The sequence below is a fragment of the Pelomonas margarita genome (assembly GCF_043555875.1).
GTDB classification, from domain to species: Bacteria; Pseudomonadota; Gammaproteobacteria; order Burkholderiales; family Burkholderiaceae_C; genus Pelomonas; species Pelomonas margarita.
On the sequence record NZ_JBIGHW010000019.1, the window covers coordinates 1 to 22,070 of the forward strand.

16 protein-coding genes, 1 tRNA gene and 1 pseudogene are annotated in these 22,070 nt (G+C 68.5%); 8 read left to right on the top strand and 10 right to left on the bottom strand.

Annotated features, from left to right (window positions below; translation table 11 throughout):
- From ACG0Z3_RS21530 to ACG0Z3_RS21545, 4 genes are all read right to left on the bottom strand, one after another.
- Nucleotides 1–907 (bottom strand): dihydroxy-acid dehydratase domain-containing protein (locus ACG0Z3_RS21530; protein WP_394401663.1); only part of this gene is annotated, 907 nt, incomplete at its 3' end.
- Between the two features lie 33 nt (nt 908–940).
- Nucleotides 941–2,425 (bottom strand): glycoside hydrolase family 28 protein, encoded by a 1,485-nt coding sequence (locus ACG0Z3_RS21535; RefSeq protein ID WP_394401666.1) that lies wholly within the window; start codon nt 2,423–2,425, stop codon nt 941–943.
- Entirely contained in the window at nt 2,422–3,393 is a 972-nt protein-coding gene (locus ACG0Z3_RS21540) for an SMP-30/gluconolactonase/LRE family protein (RefSeq protein WP_394401668.1), read from the bottom strand. The genes ACG0Z3_RS21535 and ACG0Z3_RS21540 overlap by 4 nt, the downstream gene beginning before the upstream one ends.
- Nucleotides 3,394–3,395: 2 nt before the next feature.
- On the bottom strand, nt 3,396–4,229 hold the full coding sequence (locus ACG0Z3_RS21545; protein ID WP_394401670.1) for an NAD-dependent epimerase/dehydratase family protein: 834 nt from the start codon (nt 4,227–4,229) through the stop codon (nt 3,396–3,398).
- A gap of 552 nt (nt 4,230–4,781) precedes the next feature.
- On the opposite strand from ACG0Z3_RS21545, the gene ACG0Z3_RS21550 reads away from it, so the two are divergent.
- Nucleotides 4,782–7,880: a glycoside hydrolase family 2 protein gene (locus ACG0Z3_RS21550; RefSeq protein ID WP_394401673.1), complete on the top strand. Its 3,099-nt coding sequence runs from the start codon at nt 4,782–4,784 to the stop codon at nt 7,878–7,880.
- 32 nt (nt 7,881–7,912) lie between these two features.
- On the opposite strand, the gene ACG0Z3_RS21555 is transcribed toward ACG0Z3_RS21550, so the two are convergent.
- Entirely contained in the window at nt 7,913–8,635 is a 723-nt protein-coding gene (locus ACG0Z3_RS21555) for a GntR family transcriptional regulator (protein ID WP_394401676.1), read from the bottom strand.
- Nucleotides 8,636–8,872: 237 nt separating this feature from the next.
- On the opposite strand from ACG0Z3_RS21555, the gene ACG0Z3_RS21560 reads away from it, so the two are divergent.
- The gene (locus ACG0Z3_RS21560) at nt 8,873–9,916 is read left to right on the top strand and encodes a LacI family DNA-binding transcriptional regulator (RefSeq protein WP_394401679.1); all 1,044 of its coding nucleotides are present in this window, start codon (nt 8,873–8,875) and stop codon (nt 9,914–9,916) included.
- Nucleotides 9,917–10,353: 437 nt separating this feature from the next.
- Entirely contained in the window at nt 10,354–12,498 is a 2,145-nt protein-coding gene (locus ACG0Z3_RS21565) for a glycosyl hydrolase 115 family protein (RefSeq protein ID WP_394401682.1), read from the top strand.
- Here ACG0Z3_RS21565 and ACG0Z3_RS21570 read toward each other — a convergent pair.
- Complete coding sequence (locus ACG0Z3_RS21570; protein ID WP_394401685.1) at nt 12,474–12,635, bottom strand: hypothetical protein; 162 nt, start codon at nt 12,633–12,635, stop codon at nt 12,474–12,476. The genes ACG0Z3_RS21565 and ACG0Z3_RS21570 overlap by 25 nt on opposite strands.
- 3 nt (nt 12,636–12,638) lie before the next feature.
- Here ACG0Z3_RS21570 and ACG0Z3_RS21575 point away from each other — a divergent pair, with 3 nt between their 5' ends.
- From ACG0Z3_RS21575 to ACG0Z3_RS21590, 4 genes and pseudogenes are all read left to right on the top strand, one after another.
- Entirely contained in the window at nt 12,639–12,767 is a 129-nt protein-coding gene (locus tag ACG0Z3_RS21575) for a hypothetical protein (protein WP_394401687.1), read from the top strand.
- A 69-nt stretch (nt 12,768–12,836) separates the two neighbouring features.
- Complete coding sequence (locus tag ACG0Z3_RS21580) at nt 12,837–15,854, top strand: UvrD-helicase domain-containing protein (RefSeq protein WP_394401690.1); 3,018 nt, start codon at nt 12,837–12,839, stop codon at nt 15,852–15,854.
- Between the two features lie 299 nt (nt 15,855–16,153).
- Entirely contained in the window at nt 16,154–16,684 is a 531-nt protein-coding gene (locus ACG0Z3_RS21585; protein ID WP_394401692.1) for a DUF6880 family protein, read from the top strand.
- A gap of 48 nt (nt 16,685–16,732) precedes the next feature.
- Nucleotides 16,733–17,149 (top strand): annotated as a pseudogene (locus ACG0Z3_RS21590) (NYN domain-containing protein); the annotation flags it as partial.
- A 184-nt stretch (nt 17,150–17,333) separates the two neighbouring features.
- On the opposite strand, the gene ACG0Z3_RS21595 reads toward ACG0Z3_RS21590, so the two are convergent.
- Nucleotides 17,334–17,409, bottom strand: a tRNA-Ala gene (locus ACG0Z3_RS21595).
- Nucleotides 17,410–17,459: 50 nt separating this feature from the next.
- Here ACG0Z3_RS21595 and ACG0Z3_RS21600 point away from each other — a divergent pair.
- Nucleotides 17,460–18,350, top strand: coding sequence for an alpha/beta hydrolase (locus tag ACG0Z3_RS21600; RefSeq protein WP_394401694.1), 891 nt, complete (start codon nt 17,460–17,462; stop codon nt 18,348–18,350).
- Between the two features lie 21 nt (nt 18,351–18,371).
- Here the strand turns inward: ACG0Z3_RS21600 and ACG0Z3_RS21605 are convergent, their stop codons facing one another.
- The 3 genes from ACG0Z3_RS21605 to ACG0Z3_RS21615 form a co-directional block, all read right to left on the bottom strand.
- Complete coding sequence (locus tag ACG0Z3_RS21605) at nt 18,372–18,590, bottom strand: DUF2788 domain-containing protein (RefSeq protein ID WP_394401696.1); 219 nt, start codon at nt 18,588–18,590, stop codon at nt 18,372–18,374.
- A gap of 11 nt (nt 18,591–18,601) precedes the next feature.
- Nucleotides 18,602–19,396, bottom strand: a complete 795-nt coding sequence (locus tag ACG0Z3_RS21610; protein WP_394401698.1) for a DUF2189 domain-containing protein — start codon at nt 19,394–19,396, stop codon at nt 18,602–18,604.
- Between the two features lie 85 nt (nt 19,397–19,481).
- Nucleotides 19,482–22,070, bottom strand: coding sequence for a [protein-PII] uridylyltransferase (locus ACG0Z3_RS21615; protein ID WP_394401700.1), 2,589 nt, complete (start codon nt 22,068–22,070; stop codon nt 19,482–19,484).

Below are 22,070 nucleotides of genomic sequence, written 5' to 3' on the forward strand. Positions count from 1 at the left end.
CGATGTGGCGGCTGGCCGTGTCGAAGTCGTCCAGCGTGACGGCGAGATTCGCCCGGCGGCTGATGGCGACCAGGTGAATGATGGCGTTGGTGCTGCAGCCCATGGCCATCGCGACGGCGATGGCGTTCTGGAAGCTGCCTTTGCTGAGCAGCCGGGCCGGCGTCAGGTCGTCCCACACCATCTGCACGATGCGGCGGCCGCAGTCGGCGGACATGCGGATGTGGTTGGCGTCAGGCGCGGGAATGCTGGACGCACCCGGCAGCGTGACGCCCAGCGCCTCGGCGATGCCCATCATGGTGGCGGCCGTGCCCATGGTCATGCAGGTGCCGTGGCTGCGGGCGATGCCGGCTTCCATCTCGGCCCAGGCCTGGTCGCTCAGCCGCCCGGCGCGGCGCTCATCCCAGTACTTGAAGGCATCCGACCCCGAGCCCAGCACCTGCCCGCGCCAGTTGCCGCGCAGCATGGGGCCGGCGGGCAGGTAGATCAGCGGCAGGCCCATGCTGATGGCGCCCATCAAGAGGCCGGGCGTGGTCTTGTCGCAGCCGCCCATCAGCACCGCGCCGTCGACCGGGTGGCTGCGCAGCAGCTCCTCGGTCTCCATCGCGAGGAAGTTGCGGTAGAGCATGGAGGTGGGCTTGACCATGCTCTCGCTCAGAGAGATGGCGGGCAGCTCCAGCGGCCAGCCGCCTGCCTGCAGGATGCCGCGCTTGACGTCCTCCACCCGCTGCTTGAAGTGGGTGTGGCACTGGTTGGCATCGCTCCAGGTGTTGACGATGGCAATCACCGGCTTGCCAATGAAGTCTTCGGGCGAATAGCCCATCTGCAGCACACGGCTGCGGTGGCCGAAGCTGCGGAAGTCGTCCTTGGCGAACCAGCGCGCGCTGCGCAGGTCTTCGGCCTTTTTCATTCTCTAGGTTCCATCTGTAAGAGTGACGGGGGGCTACTTGCAGACCGCCCACTTGTCGCAATTGATGCTTTCCAGGCCAGGAAGCTGGGCCACGTGCTCCCGGGGCCAGGTCTTGCCTGCGACGGCGACACGGTCGAGCACGATGTCCTTCGTGTCGAGCACGACGGAGGGCTGCGCCTCCTGGCCGACCTGGATGTTGCTCAGGACCAGGCCGGTGACCGGCTGTTCCGACATGCCGCGAACGACGAGCACGCGGCCTGTGCGTTCCACCTGGGAGTCGCTGATCGTGATGCGGTGCGCCGAGGGCGAGAAGCCGCCCCCGTTGCCCTCCTCGTAGTGCAGCCAGATCTGCACGAAGGCCTTGTCGATGGTGCCGGCCTTGATGCGCGTCAGGTGGATGTCTTCCATCCGTCCGCCGCGGTAGCTGTTGGACTTGAGGACGAGCGCGCGCGTCAGCGCGGGGCTGTCCATCGTGCAGTCGTGCACGTAGACCTGCCTGACACCACCCGTCATCTCGCTGCCGATGGCGATGCCGGCATGTCCGTCCTTCATGTGGCAATGGCGCACGACGATGCGCTCGCAGGGCGTCGCGAGGCGCCGGCCGTCCGCATTGCGGCCGGCCTTGATCGCGATGCAGTCATCGCCGGTGTCGAACGTGCAACGGTCGATGAGCACACCCGTGCAGGATTCGGGGTCGATGCCGTCGTTGTTCGGGCCGTGGCTGGCGCAGGTGACGTTCCTGAACGTGACGTTGCTGCACTCCACTGGGTGGAGCAGCCAGAACGGCGACGCAACCATGGTGAGGCCGTCGAACAGCACGTTCTTGCAGCGATAGGGCTGAAAGAACGGCGGGCGCAGACGGCTGCCCTCGCCGAACACGCGCTCGGCGACCGGCACGCCGCGTTCGGCCATCTCGAAGAGGCGGGCCCGGTCGGCAGCCTGGCGCTCAGCCAGCGGCACGGTCTTGAACTTGTCTGCCCAGGGGCCTTTCCACGGCCACCAGGTGAGGTCGTCGGCCGAGCCGTCGAGGATGCCACCACCGGTCACGGCCACGTCATGCTCGTCGAAGGCGTAGATCAAGGGGTGGTAGCCCATCAGCTCGACGCCTTCCCAGCGCGTGTGCACCGCCGGCAGGTAGCGCGCGGGCTCGGGGATGAACTTGAGGCGGCATCCGGTGGGTACATGCAGCTCCACGTTGGAGCGCAGCCGGATGGGGCCGGTGAGCACGGTGCCCACCGGCATCACCACGCGTCCGCCGCCGGCATCGGCGCAGGCCTTGATCGCGCTTGCGATGGCCTGGGTGTTGTCGGCTTTGCCGTCGCCACGGCCGCCGTGGTCATGCAGCGGGAAGTCGCGGCGCGGGATGCGCGGCAGCTGGATGCCGTCCACGATGGCCTGCGCCTTGGCGGCGGGGAACACCGAAGCGGGCGGCGCGAGTGCGGACGCGCCGGTGGCCCCGGCGATGGCCGTGGCGGCAATCAACTGCCGCCGTGTGATCAAGATCTGCCTGGCTGTCACCGGACGGCTCCTCGGGCGTTGACGTAGAGCGCGTACAGCGAGTGGCTGCTGGCCATGAAGAGGCGGTTGTTCTTGGCGCCACCGAAGCACAGGTTGGCGCAGCGCTCGGGCAGGTGGATGTGCGCGAGCAGCTGGCCTTGCGGCGAGTACACGCGCACGCCGTCCAGCAGCGCCGGGTCCACGCCCGGCTGGCCGCCACCGCCGAAGCCGCACCAGAGGCGGCCGGCCGTGTCCACGGCGATGCCGTCGAAGGCGCCGGGGCCTTCGGCGTCGATCAGTAAGTGCTTGTCGCTGACGCTTGCGCCATCGACGGCGTAGGACCAGATCAGCCGGTGGGGCTGCGCACGGCTTTCCACCACCAGCAACCGGCCTTCGGGTGTGAAGGCCAGGCCGTTGGGGCCGGCGAGGTCGGCGATGACGCGCTGTAGTTCTCCGTTGACGGGGTCGATGCGGTAGACGCCGTGCGGCTGCTCGCGCTGTGCCGGTGCGCCTTCCCAGTCACCGCTGATGCCGAACTCGGGGTCGGTGAACCAGATGCTGCCGTCGGGCGCGCAGGTGATGTCGTTGGGCGAGTTCAGCGGCTTCTCCGAGAAGCGGTCGGCCAGCACGGTGATGCGGCCGTCCAGCTCCGTGCGCGTGACGCGCCGGCCCAGGTGCTCGCAGCTGACGAGCCGCCCTTGCGCGTCGCGCGCATGGCCGTTGGCATTGCCCGCCGGCTGGCGGAACACGCTGACCTGCCCGCTGCAATCGTCCCAGCGCAGGATGCGGTCGTTGGGGATGTCGGACCACAGCAGGTAGCGCCCGTCGCCGAACCACACCGGCCCTTCGGCCCACTGCAGGCCGGTGGCGAGCTGCTCCACGCAGGCCGAGAACAGGCGCAGCTCGCGGCCCTCGGGCGCGAGGATCTCGAAGGCCGAATCGGGCAGGCGCGAGGCGGGCTGGAAGGGGATGGACGGGCCGGCCTGCATGCTCACTCCTGGCCCGCGAACGGGAAGGGGCCGAGCACGACGAAGGCGCCGCCCTGGTAGCGGGCTTCCGGCCGCGCCGGGTCGATGTGCGGCTGCTTCGCTTCGACGGCGGCGCGCCAGGGCTCGGAGCTGTCCTGCGGCCGGTAGCCCACCTGGCGGCCTTGCGAGTTGTCCCACCATGTGCTGCGGTTGTCGCTGACGCCGTAGACGATGCTGTGGCCCACGACCGGCGCACTCAGCACGGCGACCAGCAGGCGCTCCATGTCGTCGTGGCTGATCCAGCTCGACAGCTGGCGGCGGTTCACCGGCTCGGGCAGGCAGGAGCCGATGCGGAGGGTCACCGTCTCCAGGCCGTGCCGGTCGAAATAGAACTGCGCCAGGTTCTCGCCGAAGGCCTTGGACAGGCCGTAGAACGTGTCGGGGCGGGGCACGACATGCGCGGAAATGGTCTCGCCCTGGCCGTAGAAACCGGTCACGTGATTGGAGCTGGCGAAGACGATGCGCTGGGTGCCCTGGCGGCGCGCGGCTTCATAGAGGTTGTAGGCGCCGACGATGTTGGCGGGCAGCACGGTGGAGAACGGCTTCTCGACGGACACGCCGCCGAAGTGCAGCACGGCGTCCACGCCCTCCAGCAGCGCGAACATCGCAGCCTCGTCTTCCAGCGGCGCGATGACGACTTCCTCGCCGTCACCGGCGGGCTCCATCGCGGCGAGGTCGGAGACGCGCAGCGTCTCGCAGTAGCGCCTCATGCGCGGGCGCAGCATGCGGCCCAGGGTGCCGGCGGCGCCGGTCAGCAGCAGGCGCTTGAAGCGCAGGCCAGTCGAGGATTCATGCATGGCGCGGGAGTTCAGCGAATAAGAAAGGGCCGCGCGCCGGAGCGCGCGGCAAAGAGAGTCGGTTGCCGGAGGCCTCGGGGGCAGTCAACCGATCCCGGAGATGCGTTTCAGGCAGTTTGACGGCGCCGAACGAGTATTTCCACTGATATGGTTTATTCGTTCTGTATTTTGTTGTGGTGCCGAGTCGAGGTGTTCTTTATTCGGGCCGAACGATAACCACCCGGATCGGGAAGGAGCGCTCAACTTGCTGATTCTTGCAAAATACACAATGTATAAAACCGCAAGCGATCAAATGATTGATCGGCAGGGTGCCCGGGTGCCGGGCTACCATCTGGGGCGCACCGGGGATTGATCATGTGTTTCTCGTGGTGCGCGCAAGCCTTTGTTTTTTCGGGGGGAATCGGCGATCGGAAACTCAATTCGAATGGGCGGATCTGTTCTCCGGATTGAATTGATTGAGGTGGCCAAGGGTTGGTCGGGTTTCGCTCCGTGGTTTCCAGCCGATTCATGTATTCGCCCGGCGTGGCCTTATTCAGAAGACGATTTGCAGCAATGAGAAACCACCGCTTCTTCGTCCGCTTTGCTGCGGCCTGCCTGACGGGTTTGCTGCTGGGGGAGGCCGCCCTCGCGTCGCCTGCGCCGCGCACCGAAACCGTGCTGCTCAGTGGCACCGGCCCGGACGATGCCGTGAGCTGGGACTTCCGCATCGACGGCGGTCGGCGTGCGGGCGAGAAGGCGCGCATCCCGGTGCCGTCCAACTGGCAGCAGCAGGGTTTCGGCCATTACCAGTACGGCTACGACAAGGGGCCGCGTGCGGCCGATACGGGCACCTATCGCCACCGCTTTGCCGTGCCGGCGGCCTGGAAGGGCCGCAACGTCCGCATCGTCTTCGACGCGGCGATGACCGACACCACGGTCAAGATCAACGGCAAGCTGGCCGGACCGGTGCATCAGGGCGGGTTCAACCGGTTCAGCCATGACGTGACCGCCTTGCTCCGGCTCGGCGAGGACAACGAGCTGGAGGTGCAGGTCAGCGAGGCGTCGGCCGCCGTCGCCACCGACATTGCCGAGCGCCATGGCGACTACTGGGTGTTCGGCGGCATCTACAGGCCGGTGTGGCTGGAGGTGTCGCCGGCCGAGTCCATCGCGCACGTTGCCATCGCCGCGCAGGCCTCGGGCGAGCTGAAGGCGCAGGTGGAACTGCGCGCACCGCGAACGGTCACGCGCGTGGTCGGCCAGGTCAGGACGCTCGACGGCGCGGCCGTGGGGCAGCCCTTGTCAACGGCGCTCCCCGCCGGTGGCGTGGGCGTGGTGCAGCTGGCGGGGCGCTTCGACCGCCCGCGCCTGTGGTCTGCCGAGACACCTCATCTCTACTGGCTCGACGTCACGCTGTACGCCGGCGAGTTGTCCGTGCACCAGACGCGCGAGCGCTTCGGCTTCCGGACCTTCGAGGTGCGCGACGGCCAGGGCCTGTACCTCAATGGCCAGCGCATCCTGCTGAAGGGCATCAACCGTCACAGCTTCCGCCCGGAGACGGGCCGTGCGGTGTCGCGCGCCCAGGCGTATGAGGACGCGCGCCTGATCAAGTCCATGAACATGAACGCCATGCGCGTGGCGCACTACGCGCCCGAGAAGGCCTTCCTGGAAGCGGCCGACGAGCTGGGCCTGTACGTCATCAACGAGCTGAGCGGCTGGCAGAAGGCGCATGACACCGAGGTGGGCCGCAAGCTGGTGCGCTCGCTGGTGCAGCGCGACGTCAACCACCCCAGCATCATCATCTGGAGCAACGGCAACGAAGGCGGCTGGAACCGCGAACTGGACCGCGACTTCGCTTTCTACGACCCGCAGGCGCGGCCGCTGATCCACCCGTGGGAACCCTTCGGTGGCCTCGACACCAAGCACTACCCGCGCTACCCCGACCTGCAGCGCCGCCTGGCCGGGCCGATGTTGGTGCTGCCCACCGAGTTCCTGCACGGCCTGTTCGACGGGGGCCTGGGCGCCGGGCTGGACGACTACTGGCGCGCGATGAAAGCATCGCCGCGCGGTGCCGGCGGCTTCTTGTGGAATCTGGCCGACGAAGGCCTGGCCCGCACCGATCAGAACGGCAAGCTCGACCTCTTCGGCAGCTACGCGCCGGACGGCATCGTCGGACCGCGCTTCGAGAAGGAGGCCAGCTACTTCACCGTGAAGGAGATCTGGTCACCCGTGCAGATCGAGGCGCCGGCGCTGGACGGGCGGTTCAACGGTGTGCTGAAGCTCGGCAACGAGTACGACTTCACGTCGCTGGCGGCGGTCCGTTTCCAGTGGGAATGGCTGCGCTTCGGCGGCCCGCAGCCGGGTGCCCAGGCCGACCGCGTGCTCGTAAAAGGTGAGCTGGCAGGGCCTGCCGTGCCGCCGCATGGCGCTGGCGCACTGAAGCTGCCGTTGCCCAAGGTCTGGCGCTCGGCCGATGCGCTGCGCCTCACCGCCGTCAAGGGCGGCGAGCACCTGTGGACCTGGGTGTGGCCGGTGCGTGACCGGCCGCAGCTGCCGCTGGATGGCAAGGCTTCCGGCGCGCCGGAGGTCGTCGAGGAGGAGGGCGCCTTGCGCCTCGTGGCGGGCAAGGTGGCGGCCCGCTTCGACGCTGGCACGGGCCTGCTGACCGGCCTGCTGCGTGACGGCAAGGTGCAGCCCCTGTCCAACGGTCCGCGTCTGGTGGTGGGCCGCCCCAAGGCCGGCGTCGAGCCGGTGTGGATGGCGCCGGCCGCGCGTGGTGACGGCGTCTACGAGTTCCCTGCAGCGACGATGGCCAACGTCGCGACGATCGACCTCGCCATCACCGAGACCGACGGCTGGGCCGGCTTCAAGCTGGCGCTGTCGCCGGACGGGCAGCGCTGGCACACCGTGTACGACAGTGCCCGCGTGGCGCGCGACGGGCAGGCCCACATCTTCCCGCCGCAGTGGGTGAAGGCCGTGCGCATCAGCCAGTTGGCAGGCGCGCGCAAGACGCCTGCCGTCGCCTCGCTGAAGATCGCCCACGAGGCCGAGCGCTTTGCGTTGCCGGTGACGGACAGGCCGGTCGTGACGTCCGGCGTGACGCGCGACGCCGCGACCGGGCGGCAGTTGGCCTGGCTGGAAGCGCCCGGTGCCGGCGGGCTGGAGCGCGTGCGCTGGACGCTGGACGAAGACGGCGTGCTGGCGCTGGACTACGCCTACCGCCTGGAAGGGCCGGTGCTGTACCACGGCGTGGGTTTCAGCCGCCCGCTGGACAGCGTCTCGGCCGCGCGCGCGCTCGTGCGCGGGCCCCACCCCGTGTGGCAGAACCGGCAGCGCGGGCCGGTGCTCGGCGTGCACGACATCGCCGCAACGTCGGCGAAGGGCTTGCCCAGCCCCGCCGTGGCCGGCTACTTCGCGGACCCGCGCTGGGTGCGGCTGGAGTCCGCAGAAGGCGAGCTGACGTTGCACAGCCCGGGCGCACCCTTCCTGCAACTGGGCGCACGGCTGGCCGACTTTCCGACCACCAGCGTGGAGTTCCCGAACAGCGACATCGGCGTCATGCACGCCATCCCGGGCATGGGCGCCAAGATGCAGGCGGCGGAGCTGACCGGCCCGGCCGGCATGCCCGCCACGGCGGCGGGCCGCTACAGCGGGCGGCTGCTGATCGAGTTCTGATCCGCTGGGCGCGCTGTTCAGGCGCCCAGCGGTCAGCTGGCCAGCGGGATGTTCAGGAAGTCGGGCATCGCATAGGACGACATGCGGCGCCGCGACAGCTCCATGTGGGTGCGGATGATCTCGACTGCCGCGCTCGCATCCTGGCGCTCGATGGCGTCGATGATCAGGTCGTGCTCGTGAACCGCCATGGAGGTGAAGGACTTCTCGGCGGAGGGTGACGGCTGGTGAAAGATCTTTCCCAGCCGTGCGTGGTCGAGCAGCACCCGCTGCAGGCTGGGCATGAAGTGCGCGTTGTTGGCGATCTTGCCGATCTCCAGGTGGAACTGGTCGTTGCAGTGGATGCGCAGGTCGATGTCGTGGGCTGCAATGGCCTCCTTGAACCGGGCCTGAATGGCTCGCAGCCGCGCCACATCGGCCGGCGTCGCCCGTTCGGCGGCCAGTTGCGTCGTGGCGCTGTAGATCACCGGCGCGCACTGGAAGAAGCTGCGGATGGACTCGTAGCTCAGCGCCGACACGCGCGTGGCGCGGTTGGGCGCGAGCTCCAGATAGCCTTCCGCCGCCATCTGGCGCAGCAGCTCCCGCACCGGCGGGCGTGACAGGCCGAACTCGGCGCCCAGTTCCACTTCGTCCACGATGGCGCCGGGCTTCAGCTCCAGGCTCAGGATGCGGCGGCGCAGCGTCTCCACCAGTTGAGCCTTGCGGTCGCCGCCGTGTTCGACGGGCAGCGCGGCGCGTTCAGAAAAGTCGTCATCCATCGCGGTCATTCGGTTCAACATCCTGCGCTCCTGGCTTCGTCAGCACCTGGTTCTGCCTGGTGACGACGTCGACGGACCCGTCCACCGGACTCGGCGATCTCATGGTGTGCATGAGATTGCCAGCGCTGGCAACCTGGCCATCGTAGCGAGATTGCCAGCGTTGGCAAAGTTCCTCAAGATCGGCGAAGATAGTTGCGACAAAATAGTCATACTACTTCGAGACAAGAGAGTTCAGTGATGAGCGGACTTCAAACCGGTGAAACGACGGGGGCGACCATCCTGGACGTGGCGGCGCTGGCCAAGGTGTCGATCAGGACGGTTTCCCGCGTCATCAACCGATCGAAGTTCGTGAACGCGGAAACACGCAGCCGGGTCGAGGCCGCCGTCGAGGAGCTGGGCTTCCGGCCCAGCCTGCGCGCGCGCGGTTTGGCGACGGGGCGCTCCTACCTCATCGGCCTGGTCCACGACGAGCGCAACGCCCTCGTGCTGCACAGTGTGCAACGGGGGATTGCTGCCGAAGCTTCACGTCGCGGCTGCGAGCTGGTCGTGCACCCGGTGCCGGCCGGGCAGGAGCCTTCCGTCGACGACGTGCTGGCCTTTCTCGCCCGCTCCCACGTGGACGGCATCGTCATCCCTCCCACCCTGTCGGGCCTGCGAGGCCTGGCGGAGGCGCTGGCCGAGGTGAAGGCCCATGTCGTGGCGATGTCGTCTGCCCACATCGACGGCTACGAGGCCATGGTGCTGTCCAACGAGCGCGAGGCCGTCGGGCAGGCGGCGCGATATCTGATCGAGCTGGGGCATCGCCAACTCGCGCTCATCGCCGGGCCGGCTGGCTTTCACTCGACGCGCGAACGCCGCGCGGGTTTCGTCGACGCTGTGCAGGGGGCCGGGGCCGAGCTGGTGGGCGAGGTGGCGGGGGACTACGGCTTCGAGTCCGGCGTCGCCGGCGCCAGCCGGCTGCTCGACAGCCTTCCCCGGCCCACCGCCATCTTCGCGTCGAACGACATCATGGCGGCCGGCGTGCTGAAGGCGGCGGCGGCACGCAACATCGCGGTGCCGGGCGAGCTGTCCGTTGTCGGTTTCGACGGCTCACCGCTCGCCGACATGGTGATACCTGCGCTGACCACGTTGCAGCGCCCCATGGAAAGCATGGCCCAGGACGCAGCCAGGTGCCTGCTGGACATGATCGAAGGGGTGCCGACACCGATGCGGATGCACGCCACCGTGACCTTGCGCGTCGGCGAGTCCACCGGCCCAAGCCCGGCGCTCCCGCGCCCCTGACATCGCGTGAGCCCCGGGAGGGGCTGAGCGCCGCGCGCCCGGCCGGGATCGCCGTTCGCCAGGGCGGCGTGGCGTGGCGGGCGCCCGCGCGCTCCGGGTCCCCGGGCGCGTGCCGCGTTGGTCTCTGACCAGCATGCAGGGTTTGTCTTCAATAGGTATTTTTTGGGCGAGAGAAAACCAAGTTTCCCATGTATTCAAATTGAATTTTTTGAGTATTTATTTTGGCGCCGCAGTCATGGGGATGACTGTTTATTGGTGTGAGCGCAATCAATTCGTTGTTTCCTTAATTCCCCCTGTGTTGCGAATTCTAAAACTCGATAAAACTAGTTGTACGACCTCTTCGTGAATGGTTATTCGCCGGCCGGCCGGCTGAATGACTCGTCGCGAGGGGCAGGCACAACAACGACGGCCGGCCGGGCCGACCGAGGAGACGAGCAGTGAACCAGCACAAGATCCCCACCCTGCGGCGCGACCATGTCGGCACCGCTGTTTCCTTCGCGCTGGCCCTGCTGGCGCACGAGGCCGTGACGGCGCAGACGCCCACCGCTCCCGCCAGCGCGGCGTCTGCGCCGGCGGTCGCCAAGCCGGCCGAGGTGCCGAAGGCCAAGGCGCCGGTCAACGAACTGGAGACCGTGCTGATCGTCGGCACGCGGCAATCCCAGCAATCCGCCATCAGCCGCAAGAAGGGCGGCGCGACGGCCCAGGACTCCATCGTGGCCGAGGACGTCGGCGCCTTCCCCGACCGCAACGTCGGCGAAGCCATCTCGCGCATCGCCGGCGTGGCGCTGGAGCGCGGCGACTTCGGCGAGGGCGTCAGCGTGTCCATCCGCGGCAACGGCCCGGAGCTGACCCGCGTCGAGATCGACGGCATGGGCGTGCGCTCCGGCGCCGGCACCGACCTGAACGGCGGTGGCGACGGCCGTGGCACCGAGTTCCGCGAACTGTCGGCCGACCTCATCAAGAGCGTGGACGTCGTCAAGGGCTCCACCGCCGACATGACCGAGGGCTCGCTGGGGGGCGGCGTCATCATCCAGACCCGCACCGGCCTGGACTTCCCCAAACCCTTCTACTCGCTGCGCGTTGCCGGCACGCAGAGTTCGCTGAACAAGGAAACCACGCCCAACCTGAACCTGGTGCTGGCCGACAAGTTCCTGGACAAGCGCCTGGGCGTCATCGTCAACCTGAACCGCTCGGAACTCATGAACGAGCGCCACCGCATGGGGCAGGGCGGCTCGAACAACGAGTTCGGCCTGATCCACACGGTCGACCTCGACAACTCGCCGGAAAAGACCTTCATCCACAACCCGAAGACGCTGGCGGGCGAATCCATCAACTTGCCGCTGACGGCGTCGCGGCTGACGGCGGGCGGCTTCTTCAACTCGGCCACGCCCACCGAACTCCTGACGAAGTCGGCCGCCGCCCAGAGCAAGGCCGACTGCTTCACCAGCTTCCCCACGCTGACGACGGCGCAGTCCAACACCATCCTCAGCGCCGACCGCAATGCCGCCTACACGGCGCGTCAGAACGAGCAGCTGACCTGCCTGAACCAGTGGAACGACTACATGCCGTCGTCCAGCGGCGGCTTCCGCTATGACCTGACCAGCCAGCGCGACAGGCGCAGCGGCGGCGACATCCGGCTGGACTTCAAGGTCAATGACCAGCTGTCCATCTACGGCAAGTACGCGGCCAGCAAGCGGCATGTGGACGACACGATCGGCTTCCTGGGCCTGGGCAGCACGCCCGAGGTGAACGTCACGGGTACCTTCGCCGACAACACCACCACCCACGTGCGCTCGCTGGCGCCCGGTGTCGTCGGCTACACGATCAGGGCCAACAAGGAGAAGGCGCACGACTACGCCATCGTCATGGGCACGTCGCACGCCGAGCCCATGTCCCGCAACAACACGCGCGAGTGGAACGACGGCCAGCGCGGCGAGCTCAACTACTTCGTCAACAAGCCGGGCATCGTCAAATACTGGGCCGAGCGGGCAGACGAAATCAAGGCCTTCGAGAACGTCTACACCCTGGGGCTGCGCGGCAAGCGCGACTCGGGCATGTTTGGTGTCACCAGCAAGGAGCAGGCACGCGACGCGATGCTGGAGATCTTCGACATCCAGCGCGGCCTGCTGTCCAAGGCGCAGAACAAGCCCGCCCACAAGATCCCGCAAGTCCTGACCCTCTACAAGGAAGTGCTGGACATCTACGCGCTGGGCCTGAAGGTGCCCGACGACGTGACGCTGGTCTGGCCGGAGGACAACTACGGCTACATCAACCAGCTGTCCACGCCGCAGGAGCAGGCGCGCGCGGGCGGCGCGGGCGTGTACTACCACGTGTCCTACCTGGGCCGGCCGCACGACTACATCTGGCTGGGCACCACGCACTTCGAGACCTTCGGCCGCAGCGACGAATGGAAGCAGAACGTGCTGAGCAACAGTGCCGTGCGTGACCTGCGGTTGAGCCAGTTGAAGGCCGGCGCCCATCGGGTGGAGGTCTATGCCCTTGATCCCGGCTTCGTTCTCGACCGGCTCGATCTACGCCTGGACGGCGCCCCCGATCTCTACGGCGCGCCGCTGCGGCGGTAGGCCGGCGCCTGTTTGGCCTCGGCCTCGTCGATCAGCCATTGAGCCAGAGCGCGAGCGCCCGGGCTCCGCTTGCCACGCTTGGACTGGATCAGTTGGTAGCCGGCACCGAGCGGCACGTGCTCAGGCCAGAGCTCCACAAGGTGGCCCTCCCGCACGTCGTGCGCGATGAGCGCTGCATGGCCGATGGCGACGCCGAGATCGTGGCCGAGGCCCTGACCCAGGCGATGGGGGCGATCACGCTGCTGCCTGCGGCGCCCAAGTCGCCGTAGCGCGGAGGCTGGCGGCGAGAATGGCGAGGCCGTGTCCCGTCATCTCTCGCCAGTTTCACAGCCAGCCGCATGCGCCTGCTTCTCTACAAGGATCTCGACCTCCGCCGCGTCAGGCCCGCCTTCGAGAAACTGCGGGCGGCCATCGAGGCCGACGACTTCCGCTCGGCGAACGTCAAGAAGCTGAACGCTGGCCCGTACTACCGCGCCAAGCTCGACTACGCCAACCGACTGCTGCTGCAGTTCGCCCGGGTGTCGGAAGGCGAGGGCGCTGTCACCGTCTGCCTGGCGCTGGAAGTCATCGAGAACCACGCCTACGACAAGTCCCGCTTCCTGCGCGGCGCGGTGGTGGACGAGGCCAAGATCGAGCACGAGCCCGCCGCCGAGGCCACCGCGCCGGCGCTGGGTGCCGACGCCACGCCGCTGCGCTGGCTGGGCCCCGGCCGAACGCAGTTCGAGCTGCTGGACAAGCCCATCGTCTTCGACGAGGCGCAGGACGGTGCCTACCGCCACCCAGCGCCGCTGGTCGTCATCGGCTCGGCTGGCTCCGGCAAGACTGCCGTCACGCTGGCGCGGCTGCGCGAGGCCGAAGGACGGGTGCTGTACGTCACCTTGTCCGCCTACCTGGCGCAGAGCGCCCGCGCGCTGCACGCGGCCCACGGCTTCGACAACCCGAAGCAGGAGGTCGACTTCCTCAGCTACCGAGAGTTGCTCGAGACTCTGCGCGTGCCGCCCGGCCGCGAGGTCACGCTGCCGGCCTTCGCCCGCTGGTGCGACCGCCACCGCCAGACGCTGCGCTTGCTGGGAGGCGCTTCAGGCGCGATGGACCCGCAGGCCCTGTTCGAAGAGTTCCGCGGCGTGATCGGCGCCCAGCCCGGTGGCCCCCTGTGTCTTTCCGACTACCTGGCGCTGGGCACCCGCCAGAGCCTGCTGAACTGCGCGCAGCGGGAGAGCGCCCACGGTCTGTTCCAGCGCTACGTGGTGTGGCTGGGCGAAGCGGGCCTGTACGACAGCAACCTCGTGGCCTACGCCTGGCGCATGCAGATCGCAGAGGCTGCAGAACCCATCTACGATTTCATCGTCATCGATGAGGTACAGGACCTGACGCCGGTGCAGCTGGCCCTGGTGCTGGCCCTGCTGAAGAGGCCCGGCCAGTTCATCCTGTGCGGGGACAGCCACCAGATCGTCCATCCCAACTTCTTCAGCTGGGCGGCGCTGAAGAGCCTGTTCTGGCACGGCCTGGCCGGCGACGCTGCACAGCGCCAGCCGCTGCAGCTGCTGCAGGCCAACTACCGCAACACCCGCGCCGTCACCGAGCTGGCCAACCGGCTGCTGAAGATCAAGCAGGCGCGCTTCGGATCGGTGGACCGTGAGAGCAATTTCCTGGTGCGCAGCACCGCGCCCGAGGCCGGCCGAGTGGTGCTGGTGGCCGCAAAGGATGCGGCCGTGCAGGCGCTGGACGCATCCACCCGCCAGTCGGCCCAGCACGCCGTGATCGTGCTGCGCGACGACGACAAGTCGGCGGCCCGCGCGCGCTTCCGCACGCCGCTGGTCTTCAGCGTGCACGAGGCCAAGGGCCTGGAGTACCCGCATGTGCTGCTGGTGGACATCGTCTCGGGCCAGCGCCAGGCCTACGCCGAGGTCTGCGACGGCGTGCAGCCGACCGATCTGGAAACTGACGAACTCGACTACCGGCGCGCGAAGGACAAGGCCGACAAGTCGCTGGAGCTCTACAAGTTCTACGTCAACGCGCTGTACGTGGCCATGACGCGCGCTGTGCAGACGCTGACCCTGGTGGAGAGCGACACCGGCCACCCGCTGCTGGCGCTGCTGGGTCTGCAGGCCGACGAAGCGCAGGTGCAGGCCGTGCGTGCGTCCACGCGCGAGGAATGGGCCCAGGAGGCGCGCAAGCTGCAGCTGCAGGGCAAGGAAGAGCAGGCCCAGGCCATCCGCGACGCCTTCCTGCAACACAAGCCGGTGCCCTGGACGCCGTGGAGCCGGGCGCTGGTCGAAGAGCTGCTGCCTAAAGCACTGGACCCGAGAAACCCCAGCGCCAAGCCACGCCAGACCCTCTTCGACTACGCGCTGTGGCACGGCCAGCATGAGTGGGTCACGACGCTGGGCAAGGCCCACTTCGCGCCGGCAAGGCAGTTGCTCGACGAGGGCCAGTTCTGGGGTGCGGGGTCGCTGCTGCCCAATCGATACGGTTTCCGCAACGATGCTTGGGAGCGGCTGAAAAACCTGACCCGGAGGTCCGTGGCCGCGGTACGCCAGCGCCACCTGCAGCCATGGGAGGCGAAGAAGCTCAAGGACCTGCTGCAGCAGGTGGACCAGTACGGCCCCGACCACGCCACGCCCGTGGGCGCCACGCCGCTGATGCTGGCGGCGGTGGCCGGCAACGCGCCGCTGGTGCAGGCGCTGCTGGACAAGGGTGCCGACCCGCAGCTGCGCGACGACTTCGGCCACACGCCGTGGGATGGCGCCTTGAGCCGGGCACTGCAGGAGCCGGGCTTCGCAGCCACCGGGCTGCCGGCTGTCTTCCCGCTGCTGGCCCCCGCGGCGTTGGACGTGCAGGTCGATGGTCGGCTCGTTCGGCTGGAACGGCGCCAGGGTGAGTACTGGGTGCTGATGCTGATGCTGGCGGGGCTCAAGACGCAGTGGTCCCGCTGCGTGACGCGGGCGCTGGAGCCGCACAAGTACGCGAAGGGGTTCTTTGCAGAGCAACTGCACGAGGTGCTGGCCCGGCTGCCTGCCTGGTTGTGGAGCGACAAGCGCCGCAAGCGAAGTTACGTCAACCAGGTGCTGGCCCGCGCCGAGGCGAGCAGCACCTACGTGCCCGCCCGCAAGCTGTGGGTGCGGGCCAGCAACGGACACTACCTGCCCAACCCGGCTCTGCAGCTTCGCGCTGGAGATGCGTGGACACTGGTCTACACCGCTATGGCCCTGGACTGGGTGGATCTGGGCTGCGGCGATGGCGAGCTGTACCGGCCGAAGCCGCAGGAGCTGGTGGCGCGCCTGGGTGCGGTGATCAGAGAAGACTCGGGTGAACGCGACGCTTCAGCGCTTGCGCCGAGTGATGGCCCGGTTTGAACCGACATGCGAGGGCGCAGCGCTGACGACGCAGTAGTCGCGACGGCGACCACGTGCCATCGCGCGCAGCTGGGCACGGGGCATCGTCGGCCGATTCAGGCTGCGGCTGCCATCCAGCCACCGAGGTGCCACGCGGCGCACGAACTCGGCGAGCTCCCGAAAAGTGTTTATCGGCACGTCGTCCATGGGCGTGCGGAGTCGCGTGAGGGGGGACCTGGGCATGGAGAGCCTCCTGCTTCGCTGGGGATTGTGCTGGCGCGGCGGGCGGCCTGCGAACACGGTGACCGCAGAATGTGCCCATGGAGCTCGTTGGAGACAAGGAAAGGCTTGCCGGCATCCTGGTGAGCCAGGATGCACCGACGCTGGCGCAGGTGCTGTTGGAGTTGGCCGAGGACTTCCCGGCCGTCTGCGCCCGCCTGGAGCGATTGAAGGTGCGCGACGACCCGGCTGAGCTGAGCGCGCAGTTCAGCCTTCGGCTGGAGAGCTGGAGGACCGACGACCGGTTTGTCCGGTACGAGGGCGCCGCTGCGTTTGGCAAGGACCTCGTTGTGTGGGTGACGCAGGTGCAGCGCGAAGTGCTGCCGTGCTTCCCGGGCGAGGCCATGGCGCTGCTTGCGGCGTTCCTGGAGCTGGACCGCGTGGTGTTCGAGCGGGTCGATGACGACGGGGGATACGTCGGCGGAGCCTTCGATCTGGCGTGCCAGCTGTGGCTGAACGCAGCCGCTGACGCTGGCTTGTCCGGGGCCGAGATCGCGAGCCGCACATCGGCGATGCTGTCTGCAGACAACTACGGCGCCCGGTCCGAGCTCCGCAGGACCGTCACCCGCTGAGGTGGCCGGCCGTACCCCGAGGGCAACAGTTCAGAAGGGAGAAAACGAATGGCCAACAACGACACCGCCCGGCTCGCCGTGCTGATCGATGCTGATAACGCATCGGCCAGCGTGGTGAAAGAGCTTCTGGAGGAGGTGGCCAAGTACGGCACAGCCACCGGGAAGCGCGCGTACGGCGACTGGACCACGACGAACCTCGCGGGCTGGAAAGCGCATCTGTACCGCCACGCCATCCAGCCCAGGCAGCAGTTCGCGTACACCAAGGGCAGGAACTCCACCGACTCGGCGTTCATCATCGATGCGATGGACCCGCTGTGCGCCGACCGCCTGGACGGCTTCTGCTTGGTCTCCAGCGGCAGCGACTTCATCCGTCTGGCAACACGCATGCGCGAGGCGGGCAAAGTGGTCTATGGCTTCGGCGAGCGCAATACGCCCGAGCCCTTCATCGCGGCCTGCGACAAGTTCATCTTCCTGGAGGTGCTGAAGCCCCCACCTGTGTGCCTTGAACTTGAAGAGGCTCCGGCGTCACCTTTCGTGGCCGCAGGAAAGCTCATTCACCACGGCTTGCCTCAATCGAACAATGCCACCCCTCCGGCCATGCGCGCCATCACCGCCAGTCGCACACAAGATCAAGGCCTTAGGACACGTTTGGTGGAGAGGAGGAGGATCGAACTCCCGACCTCCGCATTGCGAACGCGGCGCTCTCCCAGCTGAGCTACCCCCCCACGCAAGCGTCGCAGTATAGCCCCGCGCGTGGCTGCTATCGTGCGCGGCCATGATGCCGCGCAAGCCCGCCGCCTGGTTCGAGGCGCAGTACGACCACCGCTCGCGTGTGCCGGGCAGTGCAGACGTGCTCGCCCGCTGGGACGAGGCGGCGGCGCTGGTGCGGCAGCAGGGGCGCGGGCACATGGGGCTGCGTTACGGGGCGGACGCCCGCCAGACGCTTGACGTCTTCGTACCCGACCCGGCATTCGCCGGTGGTTTCGCGCCGGTGCTGGTATTGCTGCCCGGCGGCGGCTGGCACGGCCTGCGCGGGGCAGACCCAGCTTTCTTGGCGGCCAGCTTCACGGACGAGGGTGCGCTGGTGATCGTGCCCGACCACGATCCCTGCACCGACACGCGTCTGGAGCACATCGCGATGCAGTTGACCGAGGCCGTGGCCTGGGTCTGGCGGCATGCGGCCGACCATGGCGGCGACCCCAGCCGCATCGTGCTGGCCGGTCATGGTGGTGGTGGCCACCTCGCGGCGATGCTGAGCTGCTGCGACTGGAAGCGCGTGGGCCGGGACTTGCCACGCCGGCTGGTGCAGGGGGCGATGTCCGTGTCGGGCCTGCATGACCTGGCACCGCTGCGCCGCGTGCCGTCGCTGCAGGCCGAGTTGCGGCTGGACGCCGCAGCGGTGCGCCGGCTCAGCCCGGTGCACTTCCCGGCGCCGGCCTCGCCGCAGACGCTGTTCTCGCTGGTGGGCGGGCTGGAGAGCGAGGAGATGCAGCGGCAGGCCCAGCTGCTGCGCCAGGCCTGGGGCGCCCGCGCGGTGCCGGTGTGCGAGAGCCTGCCCGGCCACGACCACTTCAGTGTGTTGTACGACCTGGCCGACCCTCAGGGCCGCGCGCACCACCTGCTGCGCCAGTTGCTGGGTCTGCGCTGGTACAGCGGCCTGCTGTGAGCGGGCGGAGCGTTGTGGCGGCTAGCCGATGGTGCCTGACAGGAAGTACTTGATGACGCCCTTGGCGGCGAAGCCGACGAGGCCGAAGCCCAGGCCCAGCAGCAGCACGAAGGTGCCGAAGCGGCCTGCCTTGGACTCGCGCGCCAGCTGCAGGATGATGAACACCATGTACAGCATGAAGGCGGTGACCCCGAAGGTCAGGCCGAACTGCGCGATTTCTGCTTCGGTGTAGCCCCACATGGTGTCGTTGGTCAGTCCGGGCGCCGGCTGACGAGGTCGCGGTAGGCGTGCCAGCTGGCATGGCCCAGCCACGGGGCGACGATGACGAGGCCAAGCAACAGGGTCGCCATGCCGGCCAGCGTGAGCGCGAGGATCAACGCCGCCCAGAGCGCCAGCGGTGCCGGGTGCTCCAGCACCACCTTCCAGCTCGTGAAAACGGCGCCCAGTACGCCCAGCTTGCCGGGCGGCTGGTCGATGAGGGCGGGGATGGCGATGACGGTGGACGCAAACATGGGCGCGGCCAGCAGGGCGCCCAGCGCCAGCCATGTCGAGAAGAGGTGGCTGTCGTCGTTCAGCACGACCTTGATGAGAAAGTCCCGTGGGTGGTGGATGGGGTCGGCGGCAAAACCGGTCACGAGCGCGGCCGAGCACAGCACCCAGCCCGTGCCGGCAAAGGCCAGTAGCACGCCGAAGACGACGAGGCGTCCGTCACGCGGCCGCCAGGCTTCGCGCACGGTGCGCCAGCCGGGGCGGCCACCGAGCTCCAGCTCGCGGCTGATGGCGTACAGGCCGGTGGCCAGGATGGGCGACACGATCAGGAAACCGGTGAAGGCGCCAGCCAGCAGCCAGAAGCGCTCGTGCGCGATTGCCAGCAGCAGCGCGCCGAACAGGGCCATGGCCAGGCCGTGCGCCAGGGAGGCCAGCGGCGCCGCGCAGAGATCACGCCAGCCACGCGCCAGCCAGCCGAGCGGGCGCAGCAGGGGGATGTGGCGGACACCAAAGGCCCGGGATTCCCTCAGGGCCTGTTCGCTGTGGCGGTTGGGCATGACGGAGTGAAGTGTGGCGCGTCCGGACTCGCGCCGTGTTGATGCGGCGCAAGCCGGCGCGACGCGGTACGCGCCGGCAGCGTATTCAGGCCGGCAGGGATACCGCGTCCAGCAGCTCGCTCTCGATCTGCAGCTGCGCCTTGGTCTGCTGCAGCGCCGGGCCGTCGAGCAAGAAGGTGTCTTCCACGCGCTCGCCCAGCGTGGAGATCTTGGCGAGCTGCAGGTTGATACCGTGGCGGGCCAGCACGCGGGCGATGGCGTAGAGAAGGCCTGCGCGGTCGCTGGTGGAGATGGTCAGCAGCCAGGCGGTGGCGCGCTCGTCGGGGCGCAGCGAGATGCGCGGCGTGTAGGGGAAGCTTTTCACGCGGCGCGACAGCCGGCCGCGCCGCGGTTCGGGCAGCGGGCCGCCGGCCTGCAGCACGGCGGCGAGCTTCTGCTCCACCATGGGCACGAGGTCGCGGTGGTGCACGTCGGCCTCGGGGCGGATGGCCTGGAAGGTGTCCAGCGCGTAGCCCTTGCGCGTGGTGTGTACCTTGGCGTCGAGGATGCTGAAGCCGGCGGTGTCGAAGTAGCCGCAGATGCGGGCGAACAGGTCGGGCTGGTCGGGCGCGTACACCAGCACCTGCAGGCCTTCGCCGATGGGCGAGGGGCGGGCGCGCACGACCGGCACGGTGGTCTCGACGTGCCGCCACAGCGAGCGTGCATGCCAAGCCAGCTCGGCACCGTCATGGCGAGCGAAGTAGCTCAGGGCCAGCGTCTTCCACAGCGGCTCCTCGGTGCCGGGCAGCTGGGAGTGCAGGGCCAGGTCTTGCCGGGCTTCCTGCTTGCGGGCCTCGATCTCCGCGTCGAGATTGAGCCTGGCGCCGCCCAGGGCGCGCAGCGTGATGCGGAACAGGTCCTCCAGCAGCTTGCCCTTCCACGCGTTCCAGACCTTGGGGCTGGTGCCGCGGATGTCAGCCACGGTCAGCAGGTAGAGCGCGGTGAGGCGCCGCGTGTCGCCCACCTTGGTGGCGAAGGCGGCGATGACGTCGGGGTCGGACAGGTCTTCCTTCTGCGCCACGCGCGACATCGTCAGGTGGTGCTCGACGAGGAACACGCACAGCGCCGTGTCGTCGGCGTTCAGCCCGTGCTGGCGGCAGAAGCGGCGCACCTCGACGGCGCCCAGCTCGGAGTGGTCGCCGCCACGGCCCTTTGCCACGTCGTGGAAGAGGGCTGCGATGTAGAGCAGCTCCGGTGCGTCGAACTGCGTGGCGAGCTGTGAGCAGAACGGGTACTCGTGCGCGTGCTCGGGGATGAGGAAGCGGCGCACGTTGCGCAGCACCATGAGGATGTGCTGGTCCACTGTGTAGACGTGGAACAGGTCGTGCTGCATCTGCCCGACGATGGCGCGGAACACCCACAGGTAGCGGCCCAGCACCGAGGTCTGGTTCATGAGCCGGAAGGCGTGCGTCTGGCCCTCGGGCGCGCGCAGCATGGCCATGAAGGTGGCGCGGTTCACCGGGTCGCGGCGCCAGGCGGCGTCCATCAGGCCGCGTGCGTTGTACAGCGCGCGCAGCGTGCGTGCCGACAGGCCCTTGATGCCCGGCGTCTGCTGGTAGACGAGGAAGGTGCGCAGGATGGCGTGAGGGTCGCGCTGGTAGAGGTCGTCGCTGACGATCTCCAGCATGCGGCCGCGGTCCATGTAGTCGGGGTGGCCGTCCAGCGGGCGCAGGTGGTCCTGCTGCAGGCCGCCGATCTGCTCCTCCAGGTTCAGCAGCAGGATCTGGTGCAGCTGCGTGACGGCCTTGGCCGCCCAGTAGTAGCGCCGCATCAGCACCTCGGAGGCACGCTGAGAGGCCGTGCTCTCGAAGCCGAAGCTCTGCGCCACAGCGGTCTGCAGGTCGAAGACGAGGCGGTCCTCGCGGCGGCCGGCCACGGCATGCAACCGCGCGCGGATCAGGCGCAGCTGGTTCTCGTTGCGCTGTAGCTGGCGGCCCTCGAACGGCGTGATGAGGCCGCGGGCGCTGAGCTCCTTCCAGGTCTTGCCCAGGCCCGCCGCGCGGGCCACCCACATCAGCATCTGCAGGTCACGCAGGCCACCCGGGCTTTCCTTGCAGTTGGGCTCCAGCGCGTAGGGCGTGTCGTCGAACTTGGTGTGGCGCTGCAGGGCCTCCAGCGTCTTGGCGCGGAAGAAAGCCTTGGGGTCCATGGCCTGCAGGAAGCGCTTGTGCATCTGCCTGAACAGGCCGGCCTCGCCGGCCAGCGGGCGGGCTTCCAGCAGCGCGGTCTGGATGGTCACATCACCGGCGGATTCAGACAGGCATTCGCCGAGCGTGCGGACCGACGAGCCGATCTCCAGGCCGACGTCCCAGCAGGCGGTGATGAAGCTCTCGATAGCCTGCTTGACCGGCCCGGGCTGGTACGCCTCGGTGCCGTCGGGCAGCAGCACCAGCACGTCCACGTCGGAGTGCGGGAACAACTCGCCGCGGCCATAGCCGCCCACGGCCACCAGGCAGGCGCCGGCAGGCATGCCCGCCGTGGCCCATAGGCCGCGCAGCGTGTCGTCGACATGGCGGGCCAGCCGGCGCACCAGGCGCTCGGCGCCGGCCTGCGTGGGGCGCTCGGCCAGGAAGCCGTCGATCAGTGCCTGCTTGCCCGCCTTGAACTGCTGGCGGAGATCGGCGAGCGTCGCCAC

Bases quoted from the DNA above. Each gene is read 5' to 3' on its own strand.
- ACG0Z3_RS21585 (WP_394401692.1), top strand. From the start codon at position 16,154: ATGGAGCTCGTTGGAGACAAGGAAAGGCTTGCCGGCATCCTGGTGAGC.
- ACG0Z3_RS21610 (WP_394401698.1), bottom strand. From the start codon at position 19,396: ATGCCCAACCGCCACAGCGAACAGGCCCTGAGGGAATCCCGGGCCTTT.
- ACG0Z3_RS21605 (WP_394401696.1), bottom strand. From the start codon at position 18,590: ATGTGGGGCTACACCGAAGCAGAAATCGCGCAGTTCGGCCTGACCTTC.
- ACG0Z3_RS21580 (WP_394401690.1), top strand. From the start codon at position 12,837: ATGCGCCTGCTTCTCTACAAGGATCTCGACCTCCGCCGCGTCAGGCCC.
- ACG0Z3_RS21545 (WP_394401670.1), bottom strand. From the start codon at position 4,229: ATGCATGAATCCTCGACTGGCCTGCGCTTCAAGCGCCTGCTGCTGACC.
- ACG0Z3_RS21600 (WP_394401694.1), top strand. From the start codon at position 17,460: ATGATGCCGCGCAAGCCCGCCGCCTGGTTCGAGGCGCAGTACGACCAC.
- ACG0Z3_RS21550 (WP_394401673.1), top strand. From the start codon at position 4,782: ATGAGAAACCACCGCTTCTTCGTCCGCTTTGCTGCGGCCTGCCTGACG.
- ACG0Z3_RS21540 (WP_394401668.1), bottom strand. From the start codon at position 3,393: ATGCAGGCCGGCCCGTCCATCCCCTTCCAGCCCGCCTCGCGCCTGCCC.
- ACG0Z3_RS21555 (WP_394401676.1), bottom strand. From the start codon at position 8,635: ATGGATGACGACTTTTCTGAACGCGCCGCGCTGCCCGTCGAACACGGC.
- ACG0Z3_RS21560 (WP_394401679.1), top strand. From the start codon at position 8,873: ATGAGCGGACTTCAAACCGGTGAAACGACGGGGGCGACCATCCTGGAC.